Source organism: Rhodococcus sp. W8901 (assembly GCF_013348805.1).
Taxonomy (GTDB): domain Bacteria; phylum Actinomycetota; class Actinomycetes; order Mycobacteriales; family Mycobacteriaceae; genus Prescottella.
The window spans coordinates 3,708,312-3,734,093 of sequence record NZ_CP054690.1 but is presented as its reverse complement, the minus strand read 5'-3'; the positions used below and the strand labels follow the sequence as shown (position 1 = coordinate 3,734,093).

Here is a 25,782-nt window from a genome sequence, read left to right as displayed (position 1 = left end):
CAAGGATACCGGGGGCGGGCGTGGCGTGATCGTGTCTCGAATCCTGTCGGTGGTCGATGCGAACATATGTTCGTGTCTGACGTCGTCGATCGTTCCCCGCCGCCGCGTGCCGAGGCGACGATCCTGCACGCCGATCTGGACGCGTTCTACGCCTCGGTGGAGCAGCGCGACGATCCGGGCCTGCGGGGGTGGCCGGTGATCGTGGGCGGGGGAGTGGTCCTCGCGGCCAGCTACGAGGCGAAGGCGTACGGGGTGCGCACCGCGAGCAGCGGATCGGAGGCGCGGCGGCGATGCCCGCACGCGATCGTCGTCCCGCCCCGGATGTCCGCGTATGCGCGGGCCAGCCGCGAGGTGTTCGACGTCTTCCGGAACACGACACCCCTGGTCGAGGGCATCTCGATCGACGAGGCATTCCTCGACGTCGGCGGGTTGAGCCGGATCAGCGGCAGTCCGCGACAGATCGCGGAGCGGTTGCGCCGAGACGTGCGCGAACAGGTGGGGCTGCCGATCACGGTCGGCATCGCGCGGACGAAGTTCCTGGCCAAGGTCGCCAGTGCAGTGGGGAAACCCGACGGGCTGCTGCTGGTGCCGCCGGATCGCGAGCTCGAGTTCCTGCATCCACTGCCGATCGAACGACTGTGGGGTGTCGGGGCCGTGACCTCCGCGAAGCTGCACGGATACGGCGTTCGGACCGTCGCGGAACTCGCGGCGCTGTCCGAGCGCGAACTGTCCACCGTGGTCGGATCGGGATCCGCCCGGCACCTGCACGCGCTGGCGTGGGCGCGCGATCCGCGGCGGGTCGAGACGGGGCGACGGCGTCGGTCGATCGGGGCGCAGAGTGCCCTCGGGCGTCGCGTGCGAAGCTTCGCCGAGATCGAGACGATCGCCGCCGCGCTGGTGGACCGTGTGGCGAGGCGTCTGCGGGCGGCCGGACGGGTGTGCCGCACGGTGGTGATCCGGATGAGGTTCGCGGACTTCGGGCGTGCCACCCGCTCGGTCACCCTCGGCGAGGCCTCGGCACGAACCGAGACCATTCTCGGTGCGGTGCGATCGTTGCTGGAGCATTCGCGGCCGCTGATCGCCGAGCGGGGACTGACGCTGATCGGTGTGGCGCTGTCGAACCTGGACGCGGAAGGCGCCGAACAGCTCGCGCTGCCGTTCGAGCCGGACACCGGGAGCTCGTCGAAGGAGTCCGACGGTGTCCGCCTCGACGGCGCGCTCGACGCGGTGCGGGCGAAATTCGGATCGGTCGCGGTCACCCGCGCCGCGCTGCTCGGTCGCGACGGTGGTGACAGCCTCCCGCTCCTGCCCGACTAGTGCGAGTGCCGGTCAGCCGTTGGCGGCCTCGTTCAGACGCTCCAGGGTTCCGGTGGCCTCGAGGTACTCCCGCACCCAACGTTCGATGACCGCCGCGGTCTTCTCCACCTTGGTGAACTGGCCGACGACCTGACCCACGGGGTTGAACGCGACGTCGACGGTCTCGTCGGGGTACTTGTGGGTGGCGGCCACGGCCATGCCGGACACCATGTACTGCAGCGGCATGCCGAGGGGCTCCGGGTTGCCTGCCTTCTCCCACACCTCGGTCCAGTCGTTGCGCAGCATCCGGCAGGGCTGGCCGGTGAACGAGCGGCTGCGCACCGTGTCGCGACTGCCGGCATTCGCGTAGGCGGCCTGCTGGACGGCGGTGTTCTCGGCCTCCTCGACCATGAGCCACTGCGAACCCGACCACGCGCCCTGGGCGCCCATGGCGAGCGCGGCCGCGATCTGCTGGCCGCTGCCGATGCCACCCGCCGCCAGCACGGGAATCGGGGCAACCTCCTTGACGACCTGCGGCCACAGCACGATCGAGCCGACCTCGCCGCAGTGGCCGCCGCCCTCGCCGCCCTGCGCGATGATGATGTCGACGCCGGCGTCCGCGTGCTTGCGGGCCTGGTAGGGCGATCCGCACAGCGCCGCGACCTTCCGGCCCGACGCGTGGATGTGCTCGATCATGTCCGCGGGCGGGGTGCCGAGGGCATTGGCGATCAGCGTGACCTTCGGGTGCTGGAGTGCCACCTCGACCTGCGGGGTGGCGGTGGCCTCGGTCCAGCCGAGCAGCTGCAGCGCGTTCTCGTGGCCGTCGGCCGGCGTGGGGACACCGTGATCGGTGAGGATGCCGCGAGCGAAGTCGAGCGTCTCCTGCGGCACCATCGACTGCAGCATCTTGGTCAGTTCGTCGGCGGACAGATTCGAGTCCATGCCCTCGTACTTGTTCGGGATCACGATGTCGACGCCGTAGGGGTGGTCGCCGATGTGCTCGTCGATCCACTTCAGCTCGATCTCGAGTTCCTCGGGTGTGAACCCCACGGCGCCGAGAACGCCGAATCCGCCGGCCTTGCTGACGGCGAGCACGACGTCGCGGCAATGGGTGAAGGCGAAGATCGGGAACTCGATTCCGAGATCGTCGCAGAGTGGGGTGTGCATCCGGCACTCCTTCGGGGGGGGAAGTCGGAAATCTGTAACAGGTTCCAACTTAGGTCAGGCATCCCTGGTGTGCGGCGGGAATCACGAAGCGGCCGAAGCTCCGAGTAATGTGACAAGAGTCACTCGACGGTGGTCTGGTCGGGCGGCGGATTTGCGCGCGCTCGGCGGGGGCGGCCCGGGGTCGGATGGGTGATGGGTTCCGAAGGGGCGGAAACAAGAAAAACCCCCACCGTTCGGACATATATCCGAACGGTGGGGGTTTCCTCCGCGTGGAGGGGATGACGGGAATCGAACCCGCGTAATCAGTTTGGAAGACTGAGGCTCTACCATTGAGCTACATCCCCGTGCATACGACATTTGTGGGATCGCCAGCGATGTCGTCTGCGAGATGAGACTGTACCCAACCTCGCTTTGGATTTCATAATCGGGGGGCCGTAGGATTCTGCCTCGGGTCCTCGCGAGGTTGGCGGAGGCCTGTTCTGACGGGGTGTGGCGCAGCTTGGTAGCGCATCCGCTTTGGGAGCGGAGGGTCGCAGGTTCAAATCCTGTCACCCCGACCAGACGCGTGGCAGGGCCGACAATCCGGTCCTGCCACGAAGAGACACGAGATATCGAATCAAAGAGCACCACCACACGAAGGAGCCAGATCCGTGAAGAGCACCGTCGAGCAGCTCAGCCCGACGCGAGTCCGTATCAACGTTGAGGTGCCCTTCGAGGAGCTCAAGCCTGATTTCGACAAGGCCTACAAGGCGCTCGCGCAGCAGATCCGTCTCCCCGGCTTCCGTCCGGGCAAGGCTCCGGCCAAGCTGCTCGAGGCTCGTGTCGGTCGTGGCGCGGTGCTCGAGCAGGTCGTCAACGACGCCCTCCCGTCCCGCTACTCCGAGGCCGTCAACGCCTCCGAGGTGAAGGTCATCGGCCAGCCGGAGATCGAGATCACCAAGCTCGAGGACGGCCAGGAGCTCACGTTCACCGCCGAGGTCGACGTCCGCCCCGAGATCACCCTGCCGGACTTCTCCACCGTCGCCGTCACGGTCGACCCGATCGAGGTCACCGACGAGGCAGTCGCCGAGCAGCTGCTGTCGCTGCGTCAGCGCTTCGGCACCCTGAAGGGTGTCGAGCGTGAGGTTCAGGACGGCGACTTCGTGTCGATCGACCTGTCCGCCACCGTCGACGGCCAGGCCGTTCCGGAGGCCACCGCGTCGGGTCTGTCCCACGAGGTCGGCTCGGGACAGCTGATCGAGGGCCTCGACGAGGCCATCGTCGGCGTCAAGGCCGGCGAGTCGAAGGACTTCACCTCCAAGCTGGTCGCCGGCGAGTTCGCGGGCCAGGAGGCGGTCATCACCGTCACCGTCGGTTCCGTCAAGGAGCGCGAGCTGCCCGAGGCCGACGACGAGTTCGCCCAGATGGCAAGCGAGTTCGACACCCTCGAAGAGCTCGAGGCCGACCTGCGTGAGCGCGTCGCACGCGTCCGCAAGGTCGAGCAGGCCGGCCAGATCCGCGACAAGGTGCTCGAGGCTCTGCTCGAGACCGTCGAGGTCCCGCTGCCCGAGGCCGTCGTCAAGGCCGAGGTCGACGCCGCGCTGCACGACGCGATCCACGGTCTGGACCACAACGAGGAGAAGCTGAACGAGCTCCTCGAGTCGCAGGGCACCACGCGTGAGCAGTTCGACGCGGACGCCAAGGAGGCTGCCGAGCGCTCGGTGAAGACCCAGCTGCTGCTCGACGCCATCGCCGACGCCGCGGGCACCACCGTCGGCCAGGACGAGCTCACCGAGCGCATCCTGTTCCAGGCGCAGCGCTACGGCATGGCTCCGGAGCAGTTCATCCAGCAGATCCAGCAGGCCAACCAGCTCGGCGCCGTCTTCGCGGACGTGCGACGTGGCAAGGCGCTTGCCGGTGTCGTCGACGCTGCGACCGTTACCGACACCGCCGGTGCGGCGATCGACACCGCTGAGATGTTCGGCACCGCAGAGGCGGAGGCCGACGAGGCCGACGCCGAGGGCGACGACAAGTAGCACCCCGGCGGAATGACGCCTGCCACCCCCGGTGGGCGCGAGTATTTCCGCTTTCAGCGAAGTAGGGCGGCACCGGGACTCCGGTGCCGCCCTACTTCGTTAGTGTCAGTGTCAGGAACCAACGACTTATCGAGAAGGCAGGTACCGTGACTTACCAGAATCCCGCCATGACTTCAGCCACCTCCGGTCTGAATCTCAGCGACTCGGTGTACGAACGCCTGCTTCGCGAGCGCATCATCTTCCTCGGTACGCAGGTGGACGACGACATCGCGAACAAGCTGTGCGCCCAGATCCTGCTGCTGTCGGCAGAGGACCCCACCCGGGACATCTCCCTGTACATCAACTCGCCTGGCGGCTCGGTCACGGCAGGCATGGCGATCTTCGACACCATGCAGTTCGCCGAGTGCGACGTCGCGACTTTCGGCATGGGCCTGGCCGCCTCGATGGGGCAGTTCCTCCTGTCGGCCGGCACCAAGGGCAAGCGGTACGCCCTGCCGCACGCGCGGATCATGATGCACCAGCCGTCGGCCGGCATCGGCGGCACCGCGTCCGACATCGCGATCATGGCGGAGCAGTTCGCGCACACCAAGCGCGAGATGGCCGAGCTCATCGCGGAGCACACCGGCCAGACCGTCGAGCAGATCACTGCGGACTCGGACCGTGACCGCTGGTTCACCGCGAAGGAAGCGCTCCAGTACGGCTTCGTCGACCACGTCATCACCCGCGCGCGGCAGGCGGGCGGCGCAGGCAACTAGCCCGCAACGCATCCGACCTTCCGCCCACACCATCTTGGAGAACTGATGACCAACCTCTTCGATCCCCGTGCCGCCCACGCGCTCGGCGGCCAGGCTCCGGCCGGCGCCCAGTCGCGCTACATCCTGCCCTCGTTCATCGAGCACTCCAGCTACGGCGTCAAGGAGTCCAACCCCTACAACAAGCTGTTCGAGGAGCGCATCATCTTCCTCGGCGTGCAGGTGGACGACGCGTCGGCGAACGACGTCATGGCGCAGCTGCTGGTGCTCGAGTCGCTCGACCCGGACCGCGACATCACCATGTACATCAACTCGCCGGGCGGCTCGTTCACGTCGCTGATGGCGATCTACGACACGATGCAGTACGTGCGGGCCGACATCACGACGGTCTGCCTCGGCCAGGCCGCGTCGGCCGCGGCCGTCCTGCTCGCTGCCGGCACGCCCGGCAAGCGCCTCGCGCTGCCGAACGCCCGTGTGCTGATCCATCAGCCCGCGACCGGTGGCATCCAGGGTCAGGTCTCCGATCTGGAGATCCAGGCCGCGGAGATCGAGCGCATGCGCCGACTGATGGAGACCACGCTCTCGAAGCACACCGGCCGGGATCCTGACGTCATCCGCAAGGACACCGACCGCGACAAGATTCTGACGGCGGAAGAGGCGAAGGAGTACGGCATCATCGACGACGTCCTCCAGTACCGGAAGCTGTCCGCCCAGAAGTGATGTGGGGCATCCCGGTTCGCCGACACGCCGAGTGATCGGATTGCGGCGGACCGGGGTGCACACCCGTCAAGCTGGGGCATTCCGCGTTCTTCACGCGGATGTGATTCATGTGTCGGAATCGTGTTCGCCGTGTGGGAATCACCGGCTTTTGGTCGACCTCGTTCCCGATCTGCGGGTACGGTCACACCATGGGCCTTCGATCCTGAGCCGAGGGCACGCGATCGCTGAACAGCGATCCGCGGGGATTCGGGTGAGGGTGCTCGCACGTAGACAAGGAAGTAGGGACCTTACGAGATGGCACGCATCGGTGACGGCGGCGATCTGCTCAAGTGCTCGTTCTGCGGTAAGAGCCAGAAGCAGGTCAAGAAGCTCATTGCGGGACCCGGGGTCTACATCTGCGACGAATGCATCGATCTGTGCAACGAGATCATCGAGGAAGAGCTGGCGGAGTCCAGTGAGGTCAAGCTCGACGAGCTGCCCAAGCCCGCGGAGATCCGCGACTTCCTCGAGAACTATGTGATCGGTCAGGACGCTGCGAAGCGGACGTTGGCGGTGGCGGTCTACAACCATTACAAGCGCATCCAGGCGGGCGACCGCAGTCGGGACGCGCGCGGTGAGACCGTCGAGTTGGCGAAGTCGAACATCCTCATGCTCGGCCCCACCGGCTGCGGCAAGACCTACCTCGCGCAGACGCTGGCGAAGATGCTCAACGTGCCCTTCGCGATCGCGGACGCGACGGCACTGACCGAGGCCGGATACGTCGGTGAGGATGTCGAGAACATCCTGCTGAAGCTGATCCAGGCCGCCGACTACGACGTCAAGCGCGCCGAGACCGGCATCATCTACATCGACGAGGTCGACAAGATCGCCCGCAAGAGCGAGAACCCGTCGATCACGCGGGACGTGTCCGGTGAGGGTGTGCAGCAGGCGCTGCTGAAGATCCTCGAGGGCACGCAGGCGAGTGTGCCGCCGCAGGGTGGGCGCAAGCACCCGCACCAGGAGTTCATCCAGATCGACACCACCAACGTGCTCTTCATCGTGGCGGGTGCGTTCGCCGGTCTCGAAAAGATCGTCTCCGATCGGGTCGGCAAGCGCGGCATCGGCTTCGGCGCCGAGGTCCGCTCGAAGGCCGAGATCGACACGCAGGACCACTTCGCGGAGGTCATGCCCGAGGACCTGATCAAGTTCGGTCTTATTCCCGAGTTCATCGGCCGGCTTCCGGTCGTGGCGTCGGTGACCAATCTCGACAAGGAATCTCTGGTCAAGATCCTCTCCGAGCCGAAGAACGCGCTCGTCAAGCAGTACACCCGCCTGTTCGACATGGACGGCGTCGAACTCGAGTTCACGGTGGACGCGCTGGAGGCGATCGCGGATCAGGCGATCCACCGTGGCACGGGTGCCCGTGGGCTGCGCGCGATCATGGAGGAAGTCCTGCTCCCGGTGATGTACGACATCCCCAGTCGTGACGATGTCGCGAAGGTGGTCGTCACCGCGGAGACCGTCAACGACAACGTCCTGCCGACGATCGTGCCGCGCAAGCCGGAGCGGGAGCGTCGCGACAAGTCGGCATAGGTACCGGGTGGTCCTGAACAAGGACTCTCCGCCAGTTCCACCACGCCTCGTGCGCCCGGTTGATTCGGATCAGGTCCGAATCGGCCGGGCGCACGTTGCTGTGCGCCGACCGGGTTCCGGTGTCGGCTCAGGGCCCTCGTCGCACCCGCGGCGCGTGCGGGGCAGTGTCCCTCCGATTCCGATGTGGTGCACCAGCATCCGGCCGTCTCAGGTGGCGCGCAGAACTGCGATCGCGAGCGAGGTCAGCTCGGTTTCGAACGCCTCGAGGTCGCGAGTCGTCCCGGCGGTGGCTTCTCGCTCCCAGGTGGCCATCGCCGACACGACGAATCGGGCCATCATGGCCACCCTCCGTGCGCGGGCGTCGGGAGTCAGGTGGGTGAGTTCGTCGGTGATGCCGGCGAACAGTTCCTGGAGTAGTTTCATCCCGCCGATCCGGGGGTACCTGGGATCGGCGGGGACCAGCGATGTCGGTGTCGAGACGAAGTCCAGGTGGACCCCGGTGAGCCACTGTTCGTTGAACCGTGCCCAGTAGGACGACGGCTCGCGGGCCGCGACCTCCGCGACGAAGGGGTGGATGTAGCAAGCGACCAGATGGGCGAGGCGGTCGGAGTCGCCGGAGTTCGCGAGCATGTCGGCGCGGAGCGCGTTGATGGAGCCCATGTGCTCGAGCCAGATCGCTTCGAGCAGGCCGTCCCACGAGCCGAAATGGTAGGTGAGTGCCGAATTGTTGCGCTGCCCCGCGGTTCTCACGATCTCCCTCGCGGACACCCCGTGCATGCCTCGTTCGGCGATGAGACGTTCGGCGACTTCGAGGATCGTGTCGCGAGCGTTCGGCGAATTCATAGCCGACAGCGTACTGAATGAGCTATCTTCATCGGGCTAAGACGCGTTTCTTAATCTGGAGGTTGTTCGTGAACACACTGACGAAGGCCGGGAGCGGCCGCACACGGGGCGTGGGACTCTTCACGCTCGTGGCGGCCACGTCGGTCGCGCTGGTGGCGGCGGGATGCAGCAGTAACAGCTCGGCCGAGGCCGACGGTGCGGCGACGCTGGAACCGGGTCAGCTGCTGTCGAGTCAGCAATTGCGGGGCGCCCCGGTCCTGCCCAGCGCGGCCCGCAGCGAGCTCATCACGTACGTCTCGCAGAACGCGCAGGGCGATCCCGTGGTCGTGTCGGGCACGGTGTCGATTCCGAAGACCTCCGCACCCGACGGCGGGTGGCCCGTCCTCAGCTGGGCCCACGGCACCACGGGTGTCTCCGACATCTGCGCGCCGTCCGCCGATTCGGACGACGGCCTCGCGCACGACTACCTCGGCGTGGTCGACGAGACCCTCGATCGCTACGTCGCCGACGGGTACGTCGTCGTGCAGACCGACTACGTCGGCATGGGCACGCCGGGCGGGCACCCGTACATGGACGGTGGGACGGAGGCCAACGCCGTCGTCGACATCGTGCGCGCGAGCCGCGAACTCGACGATTCGATCAGCAACCAGTGGTACGCGATGGGGCACAGCCAGGGTGGGCACGCCACGCTGTTCACCGCCGCGCAGGGTGCGGAGCGGGCACCGGAGCTGGATCTGCGGGGCGCGGTCGCGATCGCGCCGGGCAACGGCACGAGCCAGACGCCGGCGTACCTGGCCTCCGGAAACCCCGCAGTGGCACCGGCCCTCGCGTTCCTGCCGCTGATCCTGCTCGGCGCGGAGGCGGCCGATCCGTCAATCGACGCGGATTCGTACGTCACACCGACCTCCAAGGCGTTGCTGACCGCGGCCCGCAACGGCTGCGTCGCGCAGATCCGCGACGTGATCCCGTCGGTGCCCGTCGACCAGGCGTTCGCGCCCGGCGCGGATATGGACAAGTTGATCGGCTATCTGAAGAAGCAGGAGCCGGCGCAGCTGAAGCTCTCGGTTCCGACGATGATCCTGCAGGGCACCGCCGACACGCTGGTCGCCGAGCCGGGATCGAAGGCGTTGGCGAAGGCGTTGTGCGACAGCGGGTCGACGGTCGGCTACAAGACCTACGAGGGCGCCGATCATCGCGCCGCGGTTGCGGACTCCTTCGGCGACGCCGAGCAGTTCTTCCAGCAGTTGCAGGCGGGGGGGACACCCGCGGGCACCTGCTAGAACGGTCAAAGCAGCTGCGAGTAGCGCGGGGGATTGCCCACGAGTTCACCGGTGGCGACGGTGTCGACGAGTTCGACGACACCGTCGTCGTCGTCGCACTGCGCGGTGACGTGGTAGTGCCGTCACCGCTTGATGCGGTGCTCGCCGGTGTAGACGTTCATGCTCTCGCCGCGGAGGAACCCGACGAGTGTCATCCCCTGGTCCCGGGCCAGGTCGACCGCCAGTGAGGACGGCGCCGACACGGCGCCGAGCAGTGGGATGCCGGCCATCGCGGCCTTCTGCACGAGTTCGAACGAGGCCCGGCCACTGACGATCAGGACGGCATCGGACAGGGGGATCCGGCGCCCGGTCAGCGCCCAGCCGACGACCTTGTCGACCGCGTTGTGGCGACCGACGTCCTCACGCAGCGCGAGGAGCGCGCCGTCGGTCGTGAACAACCCGGCGGCGTGCAGCCCGCCGGTGGCCTCGAACACCCGTTGGCCCCGACGCAGAGTGGGTGGCATCGAGGACAGCGCGGCTGCGGTGACCTCGATTGTGCTGTCGGACAGTGTGAAGCGGCTGCGGGTCGCGACCTCGTCGAGCGATGCCTTCCCGCACACCCCGCACGCCGACGTGGTGAGGAACTCGCGTCGACCCCGGGTGCCCGGATCCGGAACGTCGGGCCCGAGTTCGACGTCGAGGACGTTGTAGGTGTTGGCGCCGTCGTCGTCGACGCCGTCGCAGTACCGGATCACCGAGACGTCCTGGACGCTGCCGATGATGCCCTCGGCCAGCAGGAACCCGTGGACCAGGTCGATGTCGTTGCCGGGCGTGCGCATCGTGACGGTGAGGGACCGCCCGCCGAGGCGGATCTCGAGAGGTTCCTCGACGGCCAGGGTGTCCGGGCGGTGCCGGGTCCCGTCCGGGGTGATGCGCAGGACGGGCCGCCGGGCGGTGACGCGTCCCATCAGCCGGCCCGGGCCGGTTCGAGCCGGACGACGATAGCCTTGGATACGGGTGTATTCGACTTGGCAGCAACGTGATCCAGGGGAACCAGCGGATTCGTCTCGGGGTAGTAGGCGGCCGCGTTGCCGCGGGGCGTGCTGTACTCGACGATCCGGAAGTCGTGGACGCGCCGCTCCTCGACCGTGCCGTCCGCGGTGGTCCATTCGGAGACCACGTCCACCGATTGCCCGTCGGACAGACCCATCTCGGCGATGTCGGCGGCGCTGACGAAGACCACTTTCCGCCCACCCTTGACACCGCGGTAGCGGTCGTCGAGGCCGTAGATCGTGGTGTTGTACTGGTCGTGGCTGCGCATCGTCTGCAGGATCAACCGTCCGGGCGGGGTCGGCACCCACTCGAGCGCGTTGACCGCGAAATTGGCCCTGCCGGTGTGGGTCCGGAACTCGCGTGCGTCTCGCGGCGGATGCGGTAGCTGGAAGCCGTCGGGTCGGCGCACCCGGGTGTTGTAGTCCTCGCAGCCCGGCACGACGCGGGAAATCGAATCCCGGATCAGGTCGTAGTCGCCCTCGAACTCGGCCCACGGCACCGAATGCTCGGACCCGAGCAGTTCGCGTGCGAGCCGGCAGACGATCGCGACCTCGCTGTGCAGGTGCTCACTCACCGGCTTCAGCCGTCCGCGGGACAGATGCACCATCGACATCGAATCCTCCACCGACACCAACTGCTTGCCGGTGGCCTGGACGTCGAGGTCGGTGCGGCCGAGGGTGGGCAGGATCAGCGCGGTGCGCCCGTGCACGACGTGGCTGCGGTTGAGCTTGGTCGAAACCTGCACGGTCAGTTCGCAGTTCCGCAGCGCCTGCTCGGTGGCCGCGGTGTCCGGGGTGGCGGCGACGAAGTTGCCGCCCATTGCCATGAACACCCGGGCGCGGCCGTCGCGCATCGCCCGGATCGCGTCGACGGTGTCCCACCCGTGCCGCCGCGGGCTCTCGATCGAGAACTCGGTGTCCAGGGCGGCCAGGAACTCCTCCGGCATCTTCTCCCAGATGCCCATGGTGCGGTCGCCCTGAACGTTGGAGTGGCCGCGGACCGGGCACACGCCGGCGCCCGGCTTGCCGATCATGCCGCGCATGAGCAACAGGTTCACGGCCTCCTGGATGGTGGCGACCGCGTGCGTCTGCTGGGTGAGTCCCATCGCCCAGCACGTGACGGTGCGGTCGGATTCGGCCAGCGCGCGGGCGGTGTCCTCGAGTTGCTGCATCGTCAGGCCGGTCGCCTCCACGACCGTGTCCAGGTCGACGGCGCGCACGTGGTCGGCGTACTCCTCGAACCCGGCGCAGTGCCGATCGACGAACGCGCGGTCGACGACGGTGCCCGGTGCGCGGTCCTCGGCCTCGAGCAGCAGTCGGCCCAGGCCCTGGAAGAGCGCCATGTCCCCGCCGAGTCGGATCTGCAGGAAGTCGTCGGCGATGTCGACTCCGCGGCCGAGGACGCCGCCGACCTTCTGGGGGTCCTTGAACCGGCGCAGGCCTGCCTCCGGCAACGGGTTGATCGCAATGATCCTGGCGCCGTTGGCCTTCGCCTTCTCGAGGGTGGACAGCATGCGCGGGTGGTTGGTGCCCGGGTTCTGTCCCGCGATGAGAATGAGATCGGCCTGCTCGAGGTCGGGTACCGACACCGAGCCCTTGCCGATGCCGATCGCCTCGGTGAGCGCGCTGCCCGACGACTCGTGGCACATGTTGGAGCAGTCCGGCATGTTGTTGGTGCCGAAGCTGCGAATCATCAACTGGTAGAGGAACGCCGCCTCGTTGCTGGTGCGGCCGGACGTGTAGAACACGGCCTCGTCGGGGCTGCCGAGCCCGCGCAGGTGGTCGCCGATCAGTCGGTAGGCGTCGTCCCACCCGATCGGTTCGTAGTGCTCGCTGCCGGGGCGCAGCACCATCGGGTGCGCGAGCCGGCCCTGCTGGCCCAACCAGTAGTCGGTGTGCTCATCCAGCTCGGAGATCCGGTGCGCGGCGAAGAACTCGGGGGTGACGGTCCGGAGCGTGGCCTCCTCGGCGACCGCCTTGGCGCCGTTCTCGCAGAACTCGGCGGGCTTGCGGTGTCCGGGCGTCTCGGGCCAGGCGCAGCCGGGGCAGTCGAACCCGTGGCGTTGGTTGAGGCGGGTGAGGGTGCGCGCGGTGCGGGCGATGCCCATCTGCTCCACGGCGCGCTCCATCGATACGAGCACGGCCGGCACGCCGGCCGCGTAGTCCTTCGTGTGGCTGACGACGAGGTCGTTCTCGTCGATGTCTTCCCGGGGACCCTTACGCGTCATGGACCCATACTGGCCCCCGAATTCCCGCGATGCACGGTCCGACGCACCGAACCGCGGGGTAGGGTCGGTGAGCCTTACCTACTCGAGTGCTGGCTGTGGTCGCGAACGGAGGGTCTACCTATGGGGGATTGCGGACCTGGACACGGCTTCGGGACGGTCGGACGCCGGGACATGGGTGCCCTCTCGCGGAGGGGGTTCCTGATCGGTGGCACCGGTGCGCTGCTCGCGTTCGCGGCGGCATGCGCCGGCGCGGAATCCGGTGGCGGCGATTCCGACGACGCCCCCGGCGCGACCGTGGCCCACAAGTACGGGCAGACCACGGTGCCCGCCCAGCCCAAGCGGGTGGTGAGCGTCGGCTACAACGACCAGGACGCACTGCTGGCTCTCGGGACGGTGCCGGTCGGGGTGTTCGACTGGTACGGCGACTACCCGAGCGCGGTGTGGCCGTGGGCGCAGGACGAATTGGGTGAGGCGGAACTGCCGGTCATCGGCAGCGCGAGCACCGGCATCGATATCGAGAAGGTGGCGGGCGTCGCCCCCGACCTCATCGTGGGTACGTATTCGGGCCTCACGCAGGGCCAGTGCGACAAGCTCTCCGCGATCGCCCCGACGGTGGCGCAACCGGCCGGGGTCGCGGACTACGGCGTGCGCTGGCAGGACCAGACCATGATCCTGGGGGAGGCACTGGGGCGGCAGGACCGAGCCGCCGAACTGGTGTCGGGGGTGCAGCAGCAGTTCACCGATGTCGCGCTCGCCAACCCGGTGTTCGCCGGCAAGACGGTGCTCGTCGGGGCGCTGAAGGGGCCCGGCCAGTTCGGGGTGTACGGACCGGAGGACCCCAAGGTTCGCTTCTTCAGCGAACTCGGATTCGTGAATCCGCCTGTGGCCGAGCAGATCCGCAAGACGAACTTTGCCGAGATCAGTACCGAGCAGCTGTCGCTCGCGAACGTCGACCTCCTCGTCTGGTACGCGGGGGGCGGGTTCGGCGACGATCTCCGCGCCGAGCTCGCGAAGACGCCGATCTATCGGACACTCGACGTCGTCGAGGACGGGCGCGCGGTCATCCTCGACGACGAGGCGGCGGAGGCCATGACGTGGAGCACCGTGCTGAGCCTGCCGTACGCGTTGCAGCAGATCCCGCCCCGAATCGCACCGCTGCTGGGCTGACCCGGCCGGTACTCTCGCGGTTATGGCAGCCGTCGTGCGACCCGTGACCCGACCGGACATTCCCGCGCTCTCACGTGCGCTGGCCGAGGCGTTCGACGACGATCCCGTGATGAGCTGGATGTTGCCCGACGCCTCGAAGCGGCCGGCCGGCCTGGCCCGGTTGTTCGCGGCGGAGATCCGCTACCACCATCTCTCCGGCGGGGGTGCGGAGCTGGCCGAGTCGGCCGACGGCACCATCGTCGGCGGTGCGCTGTGGGATCCGCCGGGCCGGTGGAAGCAGTCGGCGTTCGATTCCTTCCTGAGCCTGCCGACCGTGGCGCGCGCACTGGGCCGGTACCTGCGCGTCGGTGCCGAGGTCTCGCATGCGCTCGAGTCGGCACATCCCACCGAACCGCACTGGTATCTGGCGACCATCGGCACCTCCTCGGCAGGCCGCGGTGGCGGTTACGGCAAGGCACTGCTGAACTCGCGCCTGTCCCGCTGCGATGCCGAGGCGGCGCCGGCCTACCTCGAATCCAGCAAGCACGCGAACATCCCCTACTACGAACGCTTCGGGTTCGAGGTCACCGGAGAGATCGTGATCCCGAACGGTGGTCCGACACTGTGGAAGATGTGGCGCAATCCGCGGTGATCGCATCGTGAACGTGCACCGTGACGGCCGTCACGGGCCGTCTCGGCGTGGTACCAATCAGGGGTGACCTCGACCCCGCAGCACTCTCTCGGCACCCCCTTCCAGGACCTGGACGACTACCTCGCCCTGCCTCGCATGTCCGGCCTCGAGCTGTCCCCGGACGGCACCCGGCTCGTCGTCGCGCAGGCGGTGCTCGACGACACGGCCACCAAGTACGTGTCCGCGCTGTGGGAGATCGATCCGGCCGGTGCGGGCCCCGCGCGGCGGCTCACGTGGGGATCGAAGGGCGAATCCGGCGCCGCGTTCACCCACGACGGCGATCTGCTGTTCACGTCGACGCGGCCCTCGCCCGACGACTCCGACGACACGGCGGCGTCACTGTGGCGCCTGCCCGCCGCCGGTGGCGAGGCCTGCCGGGTGGCCGGACGCGGTGGCGGGATCGCGGGCGTGCGTGCCGCGCGGTCGGCGGCGCGCGTCGTGGTGAGCACCGGTGTCCTCGGGGCCTCCGGGACGGTCGAGGACGACGAGCGGATCCGCGGCGAGCGCAAGGACAAGAAGGTCTCGGCCGTCCTGCACACCGGATACCCGGTGCGGCACTGGGACCACGACCTCGGCCCCGACGTCCCGCACCTGCTGGCAGGTGCCACCAGCGGCGGTGCCGCCGAGGAAATCGTGCTCGACGACCTGACGCCGATGCCGGGCGTCGCGCTGCGCGACGCCGACTACGCGCTCGCCGACGACGGATCGTTCGTCGTCAGCACCTGGTCGGTCCCGGGTGTACTCGGCACGATGCGCACGATCCTGGTGCGGATCGACGTGGCGACGGGGGAGCGCACCACGCTCGTCGAGGACGACACGGCGGACTTGTTGCATCCGGCGATCTCGCCCGACGGCACGCAGGTCGTGTACCTGCGTGAATCCCACGGGGATCCGGAGCAGGCGCCACGAATCACGCTGCACCGCATCACCTTCGCGAGCCGGGTCGTCGAGGATCTCGCCCCGGGCTGGGATCGTTGGCCGACGGCCGTCGCGTGGCTGCCGGGCGGTGACGGCCTGCTCGTCACCGCCGACGACCGCGGTCGCGGCCCGATCTTCCTGCTGCGCGGCGATACACCGGCGGCGCTCACGACCGACGACGCCGCCTACACCGATCTGCGTCCGGCCCCGGACGGCTCCGCGGTGTACGCGATGCGCGCCTCGTACGCGCGGCCGCCGCACCCGGTGCGGATCGCCCTCGTCGGCGACGTCGGCTCCGTCACGGAACTGCGTGCCCCGTCGGTGTCGCCCCGGCTGCCCGGCCGCCTCGCCGAGGTAGTGGGGCAGGCCGCCGACGGCACCCCGCTGCGCTCGTGGCTGGCACTGCCCGACTCGGCGTCGGCGGAACGCCCGGCGCCGCTGCTGCTGTGGGTGCACGGCGGCCCGCTGAATTCGTGGAACACGTGGTCGTGGCGCTGGAACCCGTGGCTGCTGGTCGCCAAGGGGTACGCGGTGCTGCTGCCGGATCCCGCGCTGTCCACCGGATACGGTCAGGACTTCGTCCAACGCGGCTGGGGACAGTGGGGCAAGGCGCCCTACACCGATCTGATGGCGATCACCGACGCCGCGGAGGCGCTGCCGGAGATCGACGCGAAGCGAACGGCCGCGATGGGCGGCTCGTTCGGCGGCTACATGGCGAACTGGATCGCCGGCCACACCGACCGCTTCAAGGCGATCGTCACGCACGCGAGCCTGTGGGCGCTGGACCAGTTCGGTCCCACCACCGACGCCGCCTGGTACTGGCAGCGCGAGATGACGCCCGAGATGGCGTTCGAGAACTCCCCGCACCTGTACGTCGCCGACATCGTCACCCCGATGCTGGTGATCCATGGCGACAAGGACTACCGCGTGCCGATCGGTGAGGGACTGCGGCTCTGGTACGAACTGCTGTCCGAGTCGGGGCTGCCCGCCGACGCCCAGGGGGAGACCGACCACCGGTTCCTGTACTTCCCCGACGAGAACCACTGGGTGCTCAGCCCCCAGCACGCCAAGATCTGGTACCAGGTGGTGGAGTCGTTCCTCGCCGAGCACGTGCTCGAGGAGGACGTGCCACTGCCCGATGTACTGGGATCCTGATCCGCCGATTTGCGCACTTGTCGTTCCTGGACGGGCCGAGCCGGGACCGATAAGTGCGCAAAACGCGAGGGGGGGGGGCGGGGGCGATGGGGGCGCCGAGCCGGGTCCGGACGATTCGGCGGCACTGACTACGATTGGGGGGTGACCAGTGCGCCAGAGACTCCCCAGAACCCCGCAGACGCCCTCCCCAAGAGCTGGGATCCCAGTGCGGTAGAGGCCGACTTGTATCAGGGCTGGGTAGACGCCGGTTACTTCACGGCCGACCCGTCGAGCGACAATCCCGGCTACTCGATCGTGCTGCCGCCGCCGAACGTCACCGGCAGCCTCCACATGGGCCATGCGCTCGACCACACCCTGATGGACGCGCTGTGCCGCCGCAAGCGCATGCAGGGCTTCGAGGTGCTGTGGCTGCCCGGCATGGATCACGCCGGCATCGCGACGCAGACGATCGTCGAGAAGCAGTTGGCCGCGGACGGCAAGAAGAAGGAAGACTTCGGCCGCGAGCAGTTCATCGAGAAGGTCTGGGACTGGAAGCGCGAGTCCGGCGGCACCATCCAGGGCCAGATGCGTCGCATCGGCGACGGCGTCGACTGGTCCCGCGACCGCTTCACGATGGACGAGGGCCTCTCGCGCGCCGTCCAGACCATCTTCAAGCGCCTGTACGACGACGGCCTCATCTACCGCGCCGAGCGCCTCGTCAACTGGTCGCCGGTGCTGCAGACCGCGATCTCGGACATCGAGGTGAAGTTCGAGGAGGTCGAGGGCGAGCTCGTCTCGCTGCGCTACGGCTCGCTGAACGACGACGAGCCGCACGTCATCGTCGCGACCACCCGTGTCGAGACGATGCTCGGTGACACCGCGGTCGCCGTCCACCCCGACGACGAGCGCTACAAGCACCTCGTCGGCACCACGCTCGAGCACCCCTTCACCGGCCGGCAGATCCCGATCATCGCCGACGACTACGTCGACCCCGCGTTCGGCACCGGCGCCGTGAAGATCACGCCCGCGCACGACCCCAACGACTTCGAGATGGGCGTCCGGCACAGCCTGCCGATGCCGACCATCATGGACAAGACCGGCAAGATCGCCGACACCGGAACGCAGTTCGACGGCATGGACCGCTTCGAGGCCCGCGTGAAGGTCCGCGAGGTGCTCGCCGAGCAGGGCCGCGTCGTCGCCGAGAAGCGCCCGTACGTGCACAGCGTCGGCCACTCCGAGCGTTCGGGCGAGACCATCGAGCCGCGGCTGTCGATGCAGTGGTGGGTCAAGGTCGATGCGCTCGCCAAGGCCGCCGGTGACGCGGTTCGCAACGGCGACACCGTCATTCACCCCGCCAGCCAGGAGCCGCGCTGGTTCGCATGGGTCGACAACATGCACGACTGGTGCATCTCGCGCCAGCTGTGGTGGGGCCACCGCATCCCGATCTGGTACGGACCGAACGGCGAGGTGCAGTGCTTCGGCCCGGACGAGACCGCACCCGAGGGCTGGGAGCAGGACCCCGACGTCCTCGACACGTGGTTCTCGTCGGGCCTGTGGCCGTTCTCCACGATGGGCTGGCCCGACAAGACCCCCGAGATCGAGAAGTTCTACCCCACCAGCGTTCTCGTCACCGGCTACGACATCCTGTTCTTCTGGGTGGCCCGGATGATGATGTTCGGCACGTACGTGGCCGGCGACGACGCGGTGGGCGGCGGCAAGGTGCCGTTCCAGGACCTGTTCCTGCACGGCCTGGTCCGCGACCAGTTCGGCAAGAAGATGTCGAAGTCGCGCGGCAACGGCATCGACCCGCTCGACTGGGTCGACCGCTTCGGCGCCGACGCGCTGCGCTTCACGCTCGCCCGCGGCGCCAACCCGGGCAGCGACCTCGCCGTCGGTGAGGACCATGCGCAGTCGTCGCGGAACTTCGCGAACAAGCTGTTCAACGCCACCAAGTTCGCGCTGATGAACGGTGCCGTCGTCGCGGACCTGCCGGCGCGCGATCAGCTCACCGACGCCGACCGCTGGATCCTGGACCGGCTCGAGCAGGTCCGTACCGAGGTCGACGAGGCATTCGAGAAGTTCGAGTTCTCCAAGGCGTGCGAGGCGCTCTACCACTTCGCGTGGGACGAGGTGTGCGACTGGTACCTCGAGCTCGCCAAGGTGCAGCTGGCGGAGGGCTCCGACCACGCCGAGGGCACCAAGGCGGTCCTCGGAAACGTCCTCGACACGCTGCTGCGGATGCTGCACCCGGTGATCCCGTTCGTCACCGAGACGCTGTGGAAGGTGCTCACCGGTGGCGAGTCCGTCGTGATCGCCGACTGGCCGACCGCCACCGGCGTTGCCGCGGATCCCGTTGCCGCGCAGCGGATCGAGGACATGCAGCGCCTCGTCACCGAGGTGCGTCGTTTCCGCAGCGACCAGGGCCTCAAGCCGTCGCAGAAGGTGGCCGCGCGCCTGTCCGGTGCGGCCGACGCCGACGTCGAGGGCCAGCTCGCCTCGGTGGCGGCACTCGCCAAGCTCACCGAGCCCGCCGACGGCTTCTCCGCGACCGCCTCGGTCGAGGTGCGCCTGAGCAAGGCCACCGTGACCGTGGAACTCGACACGTCGGGCACCGTCGACCTGGGCGCCGAGAAGAAGCGTCTGGAGAAGGACCTCGCGGCCGCCGAGAAGGAGCTTGCGGGCACCACCGCGAAGCTGTCCAACGAGGCGTTCCTCGCGAAGGCCCCCGACGCGGTCGTCGACAAGATCCGCGCCCGTCAGCAGGTGGCGCAGGAGGAGATCGCCCGCATGTCCGCACGTCTGAAGGAGCTGGGCGGAGCGTGAGCACCGAACGCCCGGGAGATCCCACCCCGGTCGACCTCGCCGAACTCGCGCTCGTCGAGGCGGAACTGGACAAGCGCTGGCCCGAGACCAAGATCGAGCCGTCGCTGACCCGGATCTCCGCGTTGATGGATCTGCTCGGCTCGCCGCAGCTCAGCTACCCGGCCATCCATGTCGCCGGCACCAACGGCAAGACGTCGGTGACGCGGATGATCGACGCCCTGCTCACCCACCTGCATCGGCGGACCGGCCGGACCACCAGTCCGCACCTGCAGCTGGCGACCGAGCGGATCAGCATCGACGGCGCGCCGATCCCGGTGCGCACCTACATCGACACGTACCGCGAGCTCGAGCCGTACATCGCGATGATCGACAGGCAGTCCGAGGCTGCCGGTGGTCCCGCGATGAGCAAGTTCGAGGTCACCACGGCGATGGCCTACGCCGCCTTCGCGGAGGCGCCGGTCGACGTCGCGGTCGTCGAGACCGGTCTGGGCGGCAAGTGGGATGCCACCAACGTCATCAACGCCCAGGTCGCGGTGATCACGCCGATCGGGCTCGACCACGTCGAGTACCTGGGCCCCGACCTCGAGTCGATCGCGGGGGAGAAGGCCGGGATCATCAAGAAGGGTCGCGAGAGCGGAGTCGAGGGCGTCGCCCCGATCGACACCGTCGCGATCATCGCCGAGCAGAGCCCCGAGGCGATGGACGTGCTGCTGCGCCGGGCCGTCGAGGCGGACGCCGCGGTGGCGCGTGAGGGCTCGGAGTTCCGGGTACTGCGTCGGCAGATCGCGATCGGCGGCCAGCAGCTCGAGCTGCAGGGCCTCGGCGGCGTGTACGAGGACATCTTCCTGCCGCTGCATGGCGAGCACCAGGCGCGCAACGCGTCGCTCGCGCTCGCCGCGGTCGAGGCGTTCTTCGGTGCCGGACCCGACCGGCAGCTCGACGCGGATGCGATCCGTGCGGGCTTCGCGTCCGTCGTCAACCCGGGCCGTCTCGAACGGGTCCGCAGCGCGCCGACCGTGTTCCTCGATGCCGCGCACAACCCGCACGGGGCGCAGGCCCTGGCGGCCGCGCTGGTTGCCGAGTTCGACTTCCGCAAGCTCGTCGGTGTCGTCAGCGTCATGGGGGACAAGGACGTCGACGGCATCCTCGACGCACTCGAGCCTGTATTCGACGAGCTCGTCGTCACGCACAACGGATCGCCTCGGGCGATGGATGTCGAGGACCTCGCGAACCGTGCCGTGGCACGGTTCGGCGACGAGCGGGTCGTCGTCGCGCCCACCCTGGCCGACGCGCTCGAGACCGCGATCGGGCTGGCCGAGGAGGTCGCCGAGCCCGGTGAGGCAGTCTCGGGGGCGGGCGTCGTCGTCACCGGTTCGGTCGTCACCGCGGGCGTTGCCCGCTCCCTGTTCGGAAAGGACCCCGCGTGAGCGACACCCCAGAACCCCAGTTCCAGCCGCCGGCGAAGGATCCGTGGAAGGGCTTCCGCGGTGTGATGGCGGGAACCCTCATCCTCGAGGCGATCGTGGTGCTGTTGGCGCTACCCGTCGTTGCCGTCGTCAACTCGAAGGGCCTGACGTGGGCGTCGGGCCTGTACATCTGTGTGCTGGCGCTGCTGATGATCCTGGGCGCCGGAGTGCAGGGACGACCGTGGGCGATGAAGTTCAACCTCACGCTGCAGGTTCTCACGATCCTCGGCTTCTTCATCGACACCGCGCTCGGCGTGATCGGTCTTCTGTTCGGTGCGGTGTGGCTGTACATCGTGTACCTGCGCAAGGACATCGCGCGCCGGATCGAGCGGGGTCTGCTGCCGGGGCAACGAGACTGACCGTCTAGGCTGTTCGCCGTGACTGAGCGCACCCTGGTACTGATCAAGCCCGACGGCGTGGCCCGTGGCTATGTCGGCGAGATCCTCTCCCGCATCGAACGCAAGGGTCTGACCATTGCGGCGATGGAACTGCGGACGGCGCCCGGCGATGTCGCCGCGACGCATTACGCCGAACACGAAGGCAAGCCGTTCTACCCGGGGCTGCTCGACTTCATCACCTCCGGGCCGCTCGTGGCCGCTGTGCTCGAAGGCCCGCGCGCGATCGCCGCGTTCCGTCAGATCGCCGGTGGTACCGACCCGGTCGAGAAGGCGGTCCCCGGCACCATCCGTGCCGACCTGGCCCTCGACGGCGGACAGAATCTGGTCCACGGATCCGACTCCGTCGAGTCGGCCGAGCGTGAGATCGCGCTCTGGTTTCCCCAGCTCGCTCGGGCCTGAGGCCCACAACTCGGGACGCTCCCGGGCCGTCGTGCCCGCGGAGCGTCCCTTTGTTTTGCCACCTACCGGTGCGCCGATGAGAGGACACCCGGCCCAGGTGTGGGATACTGAAATCGGTCGGACCGCAATTTTGCTCCACGCGGATCCGATCGGATGACACCACGGTGCGAAGCCCGTCATCGCTGCCCTACCGGCGCAGGTAATCCCTGTTCCGTGCGGCACGCTGGATGATCAGGCGCTCACGTCGTGAACGGTCAGGCGCTCGCGCCGTGGATCGCCGCCATCCAGCCAGGCACCGCGCGATTCCGCAGTGATTAACGGACACTGTGAACCACGTGGAGCGAGACCATACAATCTCGTACCCCCGGTGCGAGTACACAACCATCGCCCCCGCGCGGCCGCGTCACATCCGATGAAAGACGGGTGGACGCGCCCGGGGGCTCGAGGAGAATACGTGGCCGATCAAGCGCCGCCCGAAACTGTTCAGGAACCGATCGCGGAAGCGTCGGTCGACCCGAGTACCACCCCGGTGCTCCCCGAGAAGATCCGCGTGCACGCGCTCGCCAAGCTGCTCGGTGTCACGAGCAAGCAGGTGCTCGCGGAGGCCGCAGCGCTGGGCACCGATTTGCGCAGCGCGCAGTCCAGCCTCCAGCGCGATATCGCCGAGCGCATCCACGCCACCGTGTCCGGTGCCGCGCAGACCGCTCCGGCGGAGCCTGCCGCCGAGCCTGTCGTGGAGACCGCCTCCGCCGAGGCTGCCCCGGTCGAGCCCGAGCCCGCCGCGGAGCCCGCGCCCGCCGAGAAGCCCGCGCCCCGCAAGCGGGCGCGCAAGAAGGCCGCCCCGAAGGTCGAGGTCGCCGCAGAGCCGGTGATCGAGGCCGCCACCGAGACCGAAGCCCCCGCCGAGGCCACGCCCGTCGAGCCGGCCCGCTCCGGCGACGACTTCACCGGGCTCTTCACCAACGTCGAACTCGGCACCGAGCACGAGTCGGCCGCCGCACCCGCGGTGGTGCAGGCCCCGCTGTTCCTCCAGCCCGAAGCGGCCGCCGCCGAGACCGCACCGCGTCGTCGTCGCAGCCGTCGCGCGGCCGCCGCCCCCGAGGTGACCGACGAGTCGCAGACCGCGGCCGACGAAGCCGCGCCGGCCGCCGTCGCCGAGGACGCGGAGGCGACCTCCGGTGCCCGGGAAGACACGGAGAGCACCGAAGACACCGAAACCGCCGCGGGCGCCGAGAGCGCCGACGGCGGCGAGAGCGAGGGCGGTGAGCAGCAGCGCCGCCGTCGTCGTGGACGCCGTGGCCGCGGTCGAGGCCGTGGAGAGCAGCAGGCCGACGGCGCCGAGTCGGACGACACAGACGAGGCCGACAACGCCGAGAAGGCTCACGAGGCCGACAAGGCGACGGCTTCCGAGGACGACGCCGTGGAAGCGGCCGAGGCTCCCGAGTCCGCCGAGGACGAGCACGCCGAGTCGGACGAGTCCGGCGACAGCAGCCGTCGTCGTCGCCGCCGCCGTCGGCGCAAGGGCGGCAGCGACGGGGAGGTCTCGTCCGAGGACGATCCGCCGAACACCGTCGTCCACGAGCGTGAACCGCGCAACAAGGCCCGCGCCGTCAAGGACGAGGTCCAGGGCATCAGCGGCTCGACGCGGCTCGAGGCCAAGCGTCAGCGCCGTCGTGACGGCCGCGACGCCGGCCGTCGCCGTCCCCCGATCCTGAGCGAGTCCGAGTTCCTGGCACGCCGCGAGGCGGTCGACCGGGTCATGGTTGTCCGCGAGAAGGTCGGCGGCACCAACCCGGCGGCATCCACGCAGGTCGCGGTCCTCGAGGACGGCGTTCTGGTGGAGCACTTCGTCACGGGGTCGTCCTCGTCGTCGATGGTCGGCAACGTCTACCTCGGTCGCGTCCAGAACGTGCTGCCCAGCATGGAGGCCGCGTTCATCGACATCGGGCGTGGCCGCAACGGCGTGCTTTACGCCGGTGAGGTCAACTGGGAGGCGGCCGGTCTCGGCGGCAATTCCCGCAAGATCGAACAGGCCCTGCGGCCCGGCGACCAGGTGCTGGTCCAGGTCAGCAAGGATCCGGTCGGTCACAAGGGCGCGCGCCTGACGACGCAGATCAGCCTGGCCGGACGATTCCTGGTGTACGTGCCGGGTGGCACGTCGACCGGTATCAGCCGCAAGCTGCCCGACACCGAGCGCAAGCGCCTCAAGGAGATCCTCCGCGAGATCGTCCCGGCCGACGCCGGTGTGATCATTCGCACGGCGTCCGAGGGCGTCAGCGAGGAAGAGCTGTCGCGCGACGTCACCCGACTGCAGACGCAGTGGGCGACCATCGAGGAACAGGCCGCGAAGGCGAAGGAGGGCAAGTCGGGCACGCCGCAGGCGCTGTACGAGGAGCCCGATCTGCTCGTGAAGGTCGTCCGCGACCTGTTCAACGAGGATTTCTCGAAGCTCGTGATCGAGGGCGAGAAGGCCTGGAGCACGGTCGAGACCTACATCAAGACCGTCGCACCGGATCTGCTGCCGCGGGTGGAGCGGCACGTCGTGGAGTCCGGCACCCCGGACGTCTTCGAGACGCATCGCATCGACGAGCAGCTCGCCAAGGCGCTCGACCGCAAGGTGTGGCTGCCCTCGGGTGGCACGCTGGTGATCGACCGCACCGAGGCGATGACCGTCGTGGACGTCAACACCGGCAAGTTCACCGGTGCCGGCGGCAATCTCGAGGAGACGGTCACCCGTAACAACCTCGAAGCGGCCGAGGAGATCGTGCGGCAGATGCGCCTGCGCGACATCGGCGGCATGATCGTCGTCGACTTCATCGACATGGTGCTCGAGTCCAACCGCGATCTCGTCCTGCGTCGACTCACCGAGGCGCTCGGTCGGGACCGCACGCGGCACCAGGTATCCGAGGTCACGTCGCTCGGCCTGGTCCAGATGACCCGCAAGAAGCTGGGCACCGGACTGGTCGAGGCATTCTCGACGACGTGTGAGCACTGCCACGGTCGCGGGATCATCGTGCACAGCGAACCCGTCGAGGTGAAGTCGACCGACGACGGTGGCCGGGGCCAGTCCAAGGAGTCGGGTGGCCGCAAGAAGCGCGGTCGTGACCGCGCCGCCGCGGCTGCGCCGGAACCCGTGGCAGACGGGCAGCAGGCGCATCCGCACCCGAGTCCGGAAGAGTCGGCTGCGGACGCGACCGTGAAGCGGGCGCATCCGGTGGCGCTCGCGATGGCCTCGCATCACGGCGAGCACGAGTCGCATCCGGACGAGCACGCGTCGCACGAGGCCGGGGTCGAACTCGAACCCCAGCCCCAGGCGAAGTCCGAGCCGAAGCCCGAACCCGAGACGAAGCCCGAACCCGAGACGCCCGCGGCGTCCGACGCCGACACGGAGAAGGAGGCGGCCCCCCGGGGACGCCGCCGCAGCCGGCGGGTGTCCCGTGCGGCAGCCGCCCCGGTCGGTGAGACCTCCGACACGGGAACGGTGTTCGTGATTCCGGTCACGGAGCCCGAGTCCGCTCCGGAGCCCGAGTCGGTGCCGTCCGCTGCCCCCGAGGCGCCCAAAGAGGCGGCTCCTGCGGTCGCAGAGGCGTCAGTGGAGGCAGCAGGGCCCTCGGAGTCGTCGGACGGTGAGGTGCCCCCGGCACGTCGTCCGCGCCGCCGTCGTGCCGCTGCACGTCCCGCGGGCCCGCCGGTGGATGCCGAGGCTTGACGAATACTGTGGTAGGCCGCCGCTCCGTATGTGACACGGGGCGGCGGAGTGCCACATCGGGACCGGTCGACCGGCCAGTTTGACCCTGACGGTCGCCGTCCCGTAATCTTGACCGGTCGCTACCCGGCGATACCGCTCTGCTGCGCCCGATTTGGGCATACCACGGGCGCGCAAGGGGTAGCCGCCACACCAGA

Annotated in this window: 18 protein-coding genes and 2 tRNA genes; 15 read left to right on the top strand and 5 right to left on the bottom strand. The window is 68.7% G+C overall.

The genetic code is table 11. From position 1 onward, the window contains the following. The first annotated feature begins 66 nt into the window (after positions 1-66). Positions 67-1,317: a DNA polymerase IV gene (dinB, locus tag HUN07_RS17490; RefSeq protein ID WP_174911454.1), complete on the top strand. Its 1,251-nt coding sequence runs from the start codon at positions 67-69 to the stop codon at positions 1,315-1,317. A gap of 12 nt (positions 1,318-1,329) precedes the next feature. On the opposite strand, the gene HUN07_RS17485 is transcribed toward dinB, so the two are convergent. Continuing rightward, positions 1,330-2,463, bottom strand: coding sequence for a nitronate monooxygenase (locus HUN07_RS17485; protein WP_174911451.1), 1,134 nt, complete (start codon positions 2,461-2,463; stop codon positions 1,330-1,332). A 270-nt stretch (positions 2,464-2,733) separates the two neighbouring features. Continuing rightward, positions 2,734-2,807 (bottom strand) — tRNA-Gly (locus HUN07_RS17480). A gap of 139 nt (positions 2,808-2,946) precedes the next feature. On the opposite strand from HUN07_RS17480, the gene HUN07_RS17475 reads away from it, so the two are divergent. The 5 genes from HUN07_RS17475 to clpX all read left to right on the top strand — a co-directional run bounded on the left by HUN07_RS17475 (position 2,947) and on the right by clpX (position 7,522). Next, positions 2,947-3,023, top strand: a tRNA-Pro gene (locus tag HUN07_RS17475). Positions 3,024-3,113: 90 nt separating this feature from the next. Next, positions 3,114-4,478: a trigger factor gene (tig, locus tag HUN07_RS17470; protein WP_174911448.1), complete on the top strand. Its 1,365-nt coding sequence runs from the start codon at positions 3,114-3,116 to the stop codon at positions 4,476-4,478. A 146-nt stretch (positions 4,479-4,624) separates the two neighbouring features. After that, entirely contained in the window at positions 4,625-5,233 is a 609-nt protein-coding gene (locus HUN07_RS17465) for an ATP-dependent Clp protease proteolytic subunit (RefSeq protein ID WP_258557635.1), read from the top strand. A gap of 45 nt (positions 5,234-5,278) precedes the next feature. Further along, the gene (locus HUN07_RS17460) at positions 5,279-5,950 is read left to right on the top strand and encodes an ATP-dependent Clp protease proteolytic subunit (protein WP_114719028.1); all 672 of its coding nucleotides are present in this window, start codon (positions 5,279-5,281) and stop codon (positions 5,948-5,950) included. Between the two features lie 294 nt (positions 5,951-6,244). Next, the gene (gene clpX, locus HUN07_RS17455) at positions 6,245-7,522 is read left to right on the top strand and encodes an ATP-dependent Clp protease ATP-binding subunit ClpX (protein WP_114719029.1); all 1,278 of its coding nucleotides are present in this window, start codon (positions 6,245-6,247) and stop codon (positions 7,520-7,522) included. Positions 7,523-7,729: 207 nt separating this feature from the next. Here clpX and HUN07_RS17450 read toward each other — a convergent pair whose 3' ends face one another. Further along, positions 7,730-8,365 carry a TetR/AcrR family transcriptional regulator gene (locus tag HUN07_RS17450; protein WP_174911445.1) on the bottom strand — a complete coding sequence of 212 codons (636 nt, stop codon included), beginning with the start codon at positions 8,363-8,365 and terminating at the stop codon, positions 7,730-7,732. Positions 8,366-8,442: 77 nt separating this feature from the next. Here HUN07_RS17450 and HUN07_RS17445 point away from each other — a divergent pair, with 77 nt between their 5' ends. Next, the gene (locus tag HUN07_RS17445) at positions 8,443-9,645 is read left to right on the top strand and encodes an alpha/beta hydrolase family protein (protein WP_441346826.1); all 1,203 of its coding nucleotides are present in this window, start codon (positions 8,443-8,445) and stop codon (positions 9,643-9,645) included. Between the two features lie 122 nt (positions 9,646-9,767). Here the strand turns inward: HUN07_RS17445 and fdhD are convergent, their stop codons facing one another. Together fdhD and HUN07_RS17435 are read right to left on the bottom strand one after the other, a co-directional pair. Beyond that, on the bottom strand, positions 9,768-10,592 hold the full coding sequence (fdhD, locus tag HUN07_RS17440; RefSeq protein ID WP_114719032.1) for a formate dehydrogenase accessory sulfurtransferase FdhD: 825 nt from the start codon (positions 10,590-10,592) through the stop codon (positions 9,768-9,770). Next, complete coding sequence (locus tag HUN07_RS17435; protein ID WP_174911439.1) at positions 10,592-12,904, bottom strand: FdhF/YdeP family oxidoreductase; 2,313 nt, start codon at positions 12,902-12,904, stop codon at positions 10,592-10,594. The genes fdhD and HUN07_RS17435 overlap by 1 nt, the downstream gene beginning before the upstream one ends. Positions 12,905-13,075: 171 nt before the next feature. Between HUN07_RS17435 and HUN07_RS17430 the strand changes: the two genes are divergently transcribed. From HUN07_RS17430 to HUN07_RS17395, 8 genes are all read left to right on the top strand, one after another. Next, the gene (locus HUN07_RS17430) at positions 13,076-14,071 is read left to right on the top strand and encodes an iron-siderophore ABC transporter substrate-binding protein (RefSeq protein ID WP_174911436.1); all 996 of its coding nucleotides are present in this window, start codon (positions 13,076-13,078) and stop codon (positions 14,069-14,071) included. Between the two features lie 22 nt (positions 14,072-14,093). Then, the gene (locus HUN07_RS17425; RefSeq protein ID WP_174911433.1) at positions 14,094-14,702 is read left to right on the top strand and encodes a GNAT family N-acetyltransferase; all 609 of its coding nucleotides are present in this window, start codon (positions 14,094-14,096) and stop codon (positions 14,700-14,702) included. A 135-nt stretch (positions 14,703-14,837) separates the two neighbouring features. Next, positions 14,838-16,814: an alpha/beta fold hydrolase gene (locus HUN07_RS17420; RefSeq protein WP_441346825.1), complete on the top strand. Its 1,977-nt coding sequence runs from the start codon at positions 14,838-14,840 to the stop codon at positions 16,812-16,814. Between the two features lie 141 nt (positions 16,815-16,955). Further along, positions 16,956-19,616: a valine--tRNA ligase gene (locus HUN07_RS17415; protein ID WP_174911428.1), complete on the top strand. Its 2,661-nt coding sequence runs from the start codon at positions 16,956-16,958 to the stop codon at positions 19,614-19,616. Then, positions 19,613-21,043 carry a bifunctional tetrahydrofolate synthase/dihydrofolate synthase gene (gene folC / locus HUN07_RS17410; protein ID WP_174911425.1) on the top strand — a complete coding sequence of 477 codons (1,431 nt, stop codon included), beginning with the start codon at positions 19,613-19,615 and terminating at the stop codon, positions 21,041-21,043. The genes HUN07_RS17415 and folC overlap by 4 nt, the downstream gene beginning before the upstream one ends. Further along, the gene (locus HUN07_RS17405; RefSeq protein ID WP_254622574.1) at positions 21,040-21,441 is read left to right on the top strand and encodes a DUF4233 domain-containing protein; all 402 of its coding nucleotides are present in this window, start codon (positions 21,040-21,042) and stop codon (positions 21,439-21,441) included. The genes folC and HUN07_RS17405 overlap by 4 nt, the downstream gene beginning before the upstream one ends. An 18-nt stretch (positions 21,442-21,459) precedes the next feature. Continuing rightward, positions 21,460-21,879: a nucleoside-diphosphate kinase gene (gene ndk / locus HUN07_RS17400; RefSeq protein ID WP_114719040.1), complete on the top strand. Its 420-nt coding sequence runs from the start codon at positions 21,460-21,462 to the stop codon at positions 21,877-21,879. A 454-nt stretch (positions 21,880-22,333) separates the two neighbouring features. Next, a complete protein-coding gene (locus tag HUN07_RS17395) occupies positions 22,334-25,588 on the top strand; it encodes a translation initiation factor IF-2 N-terminal domain-containing protein (protein ID WP_217487141.1) in 3,255 nt (1,084 codons plus the stop codon). Positions 25,589-25,782 lie beyond the last annotated feature (194 nt).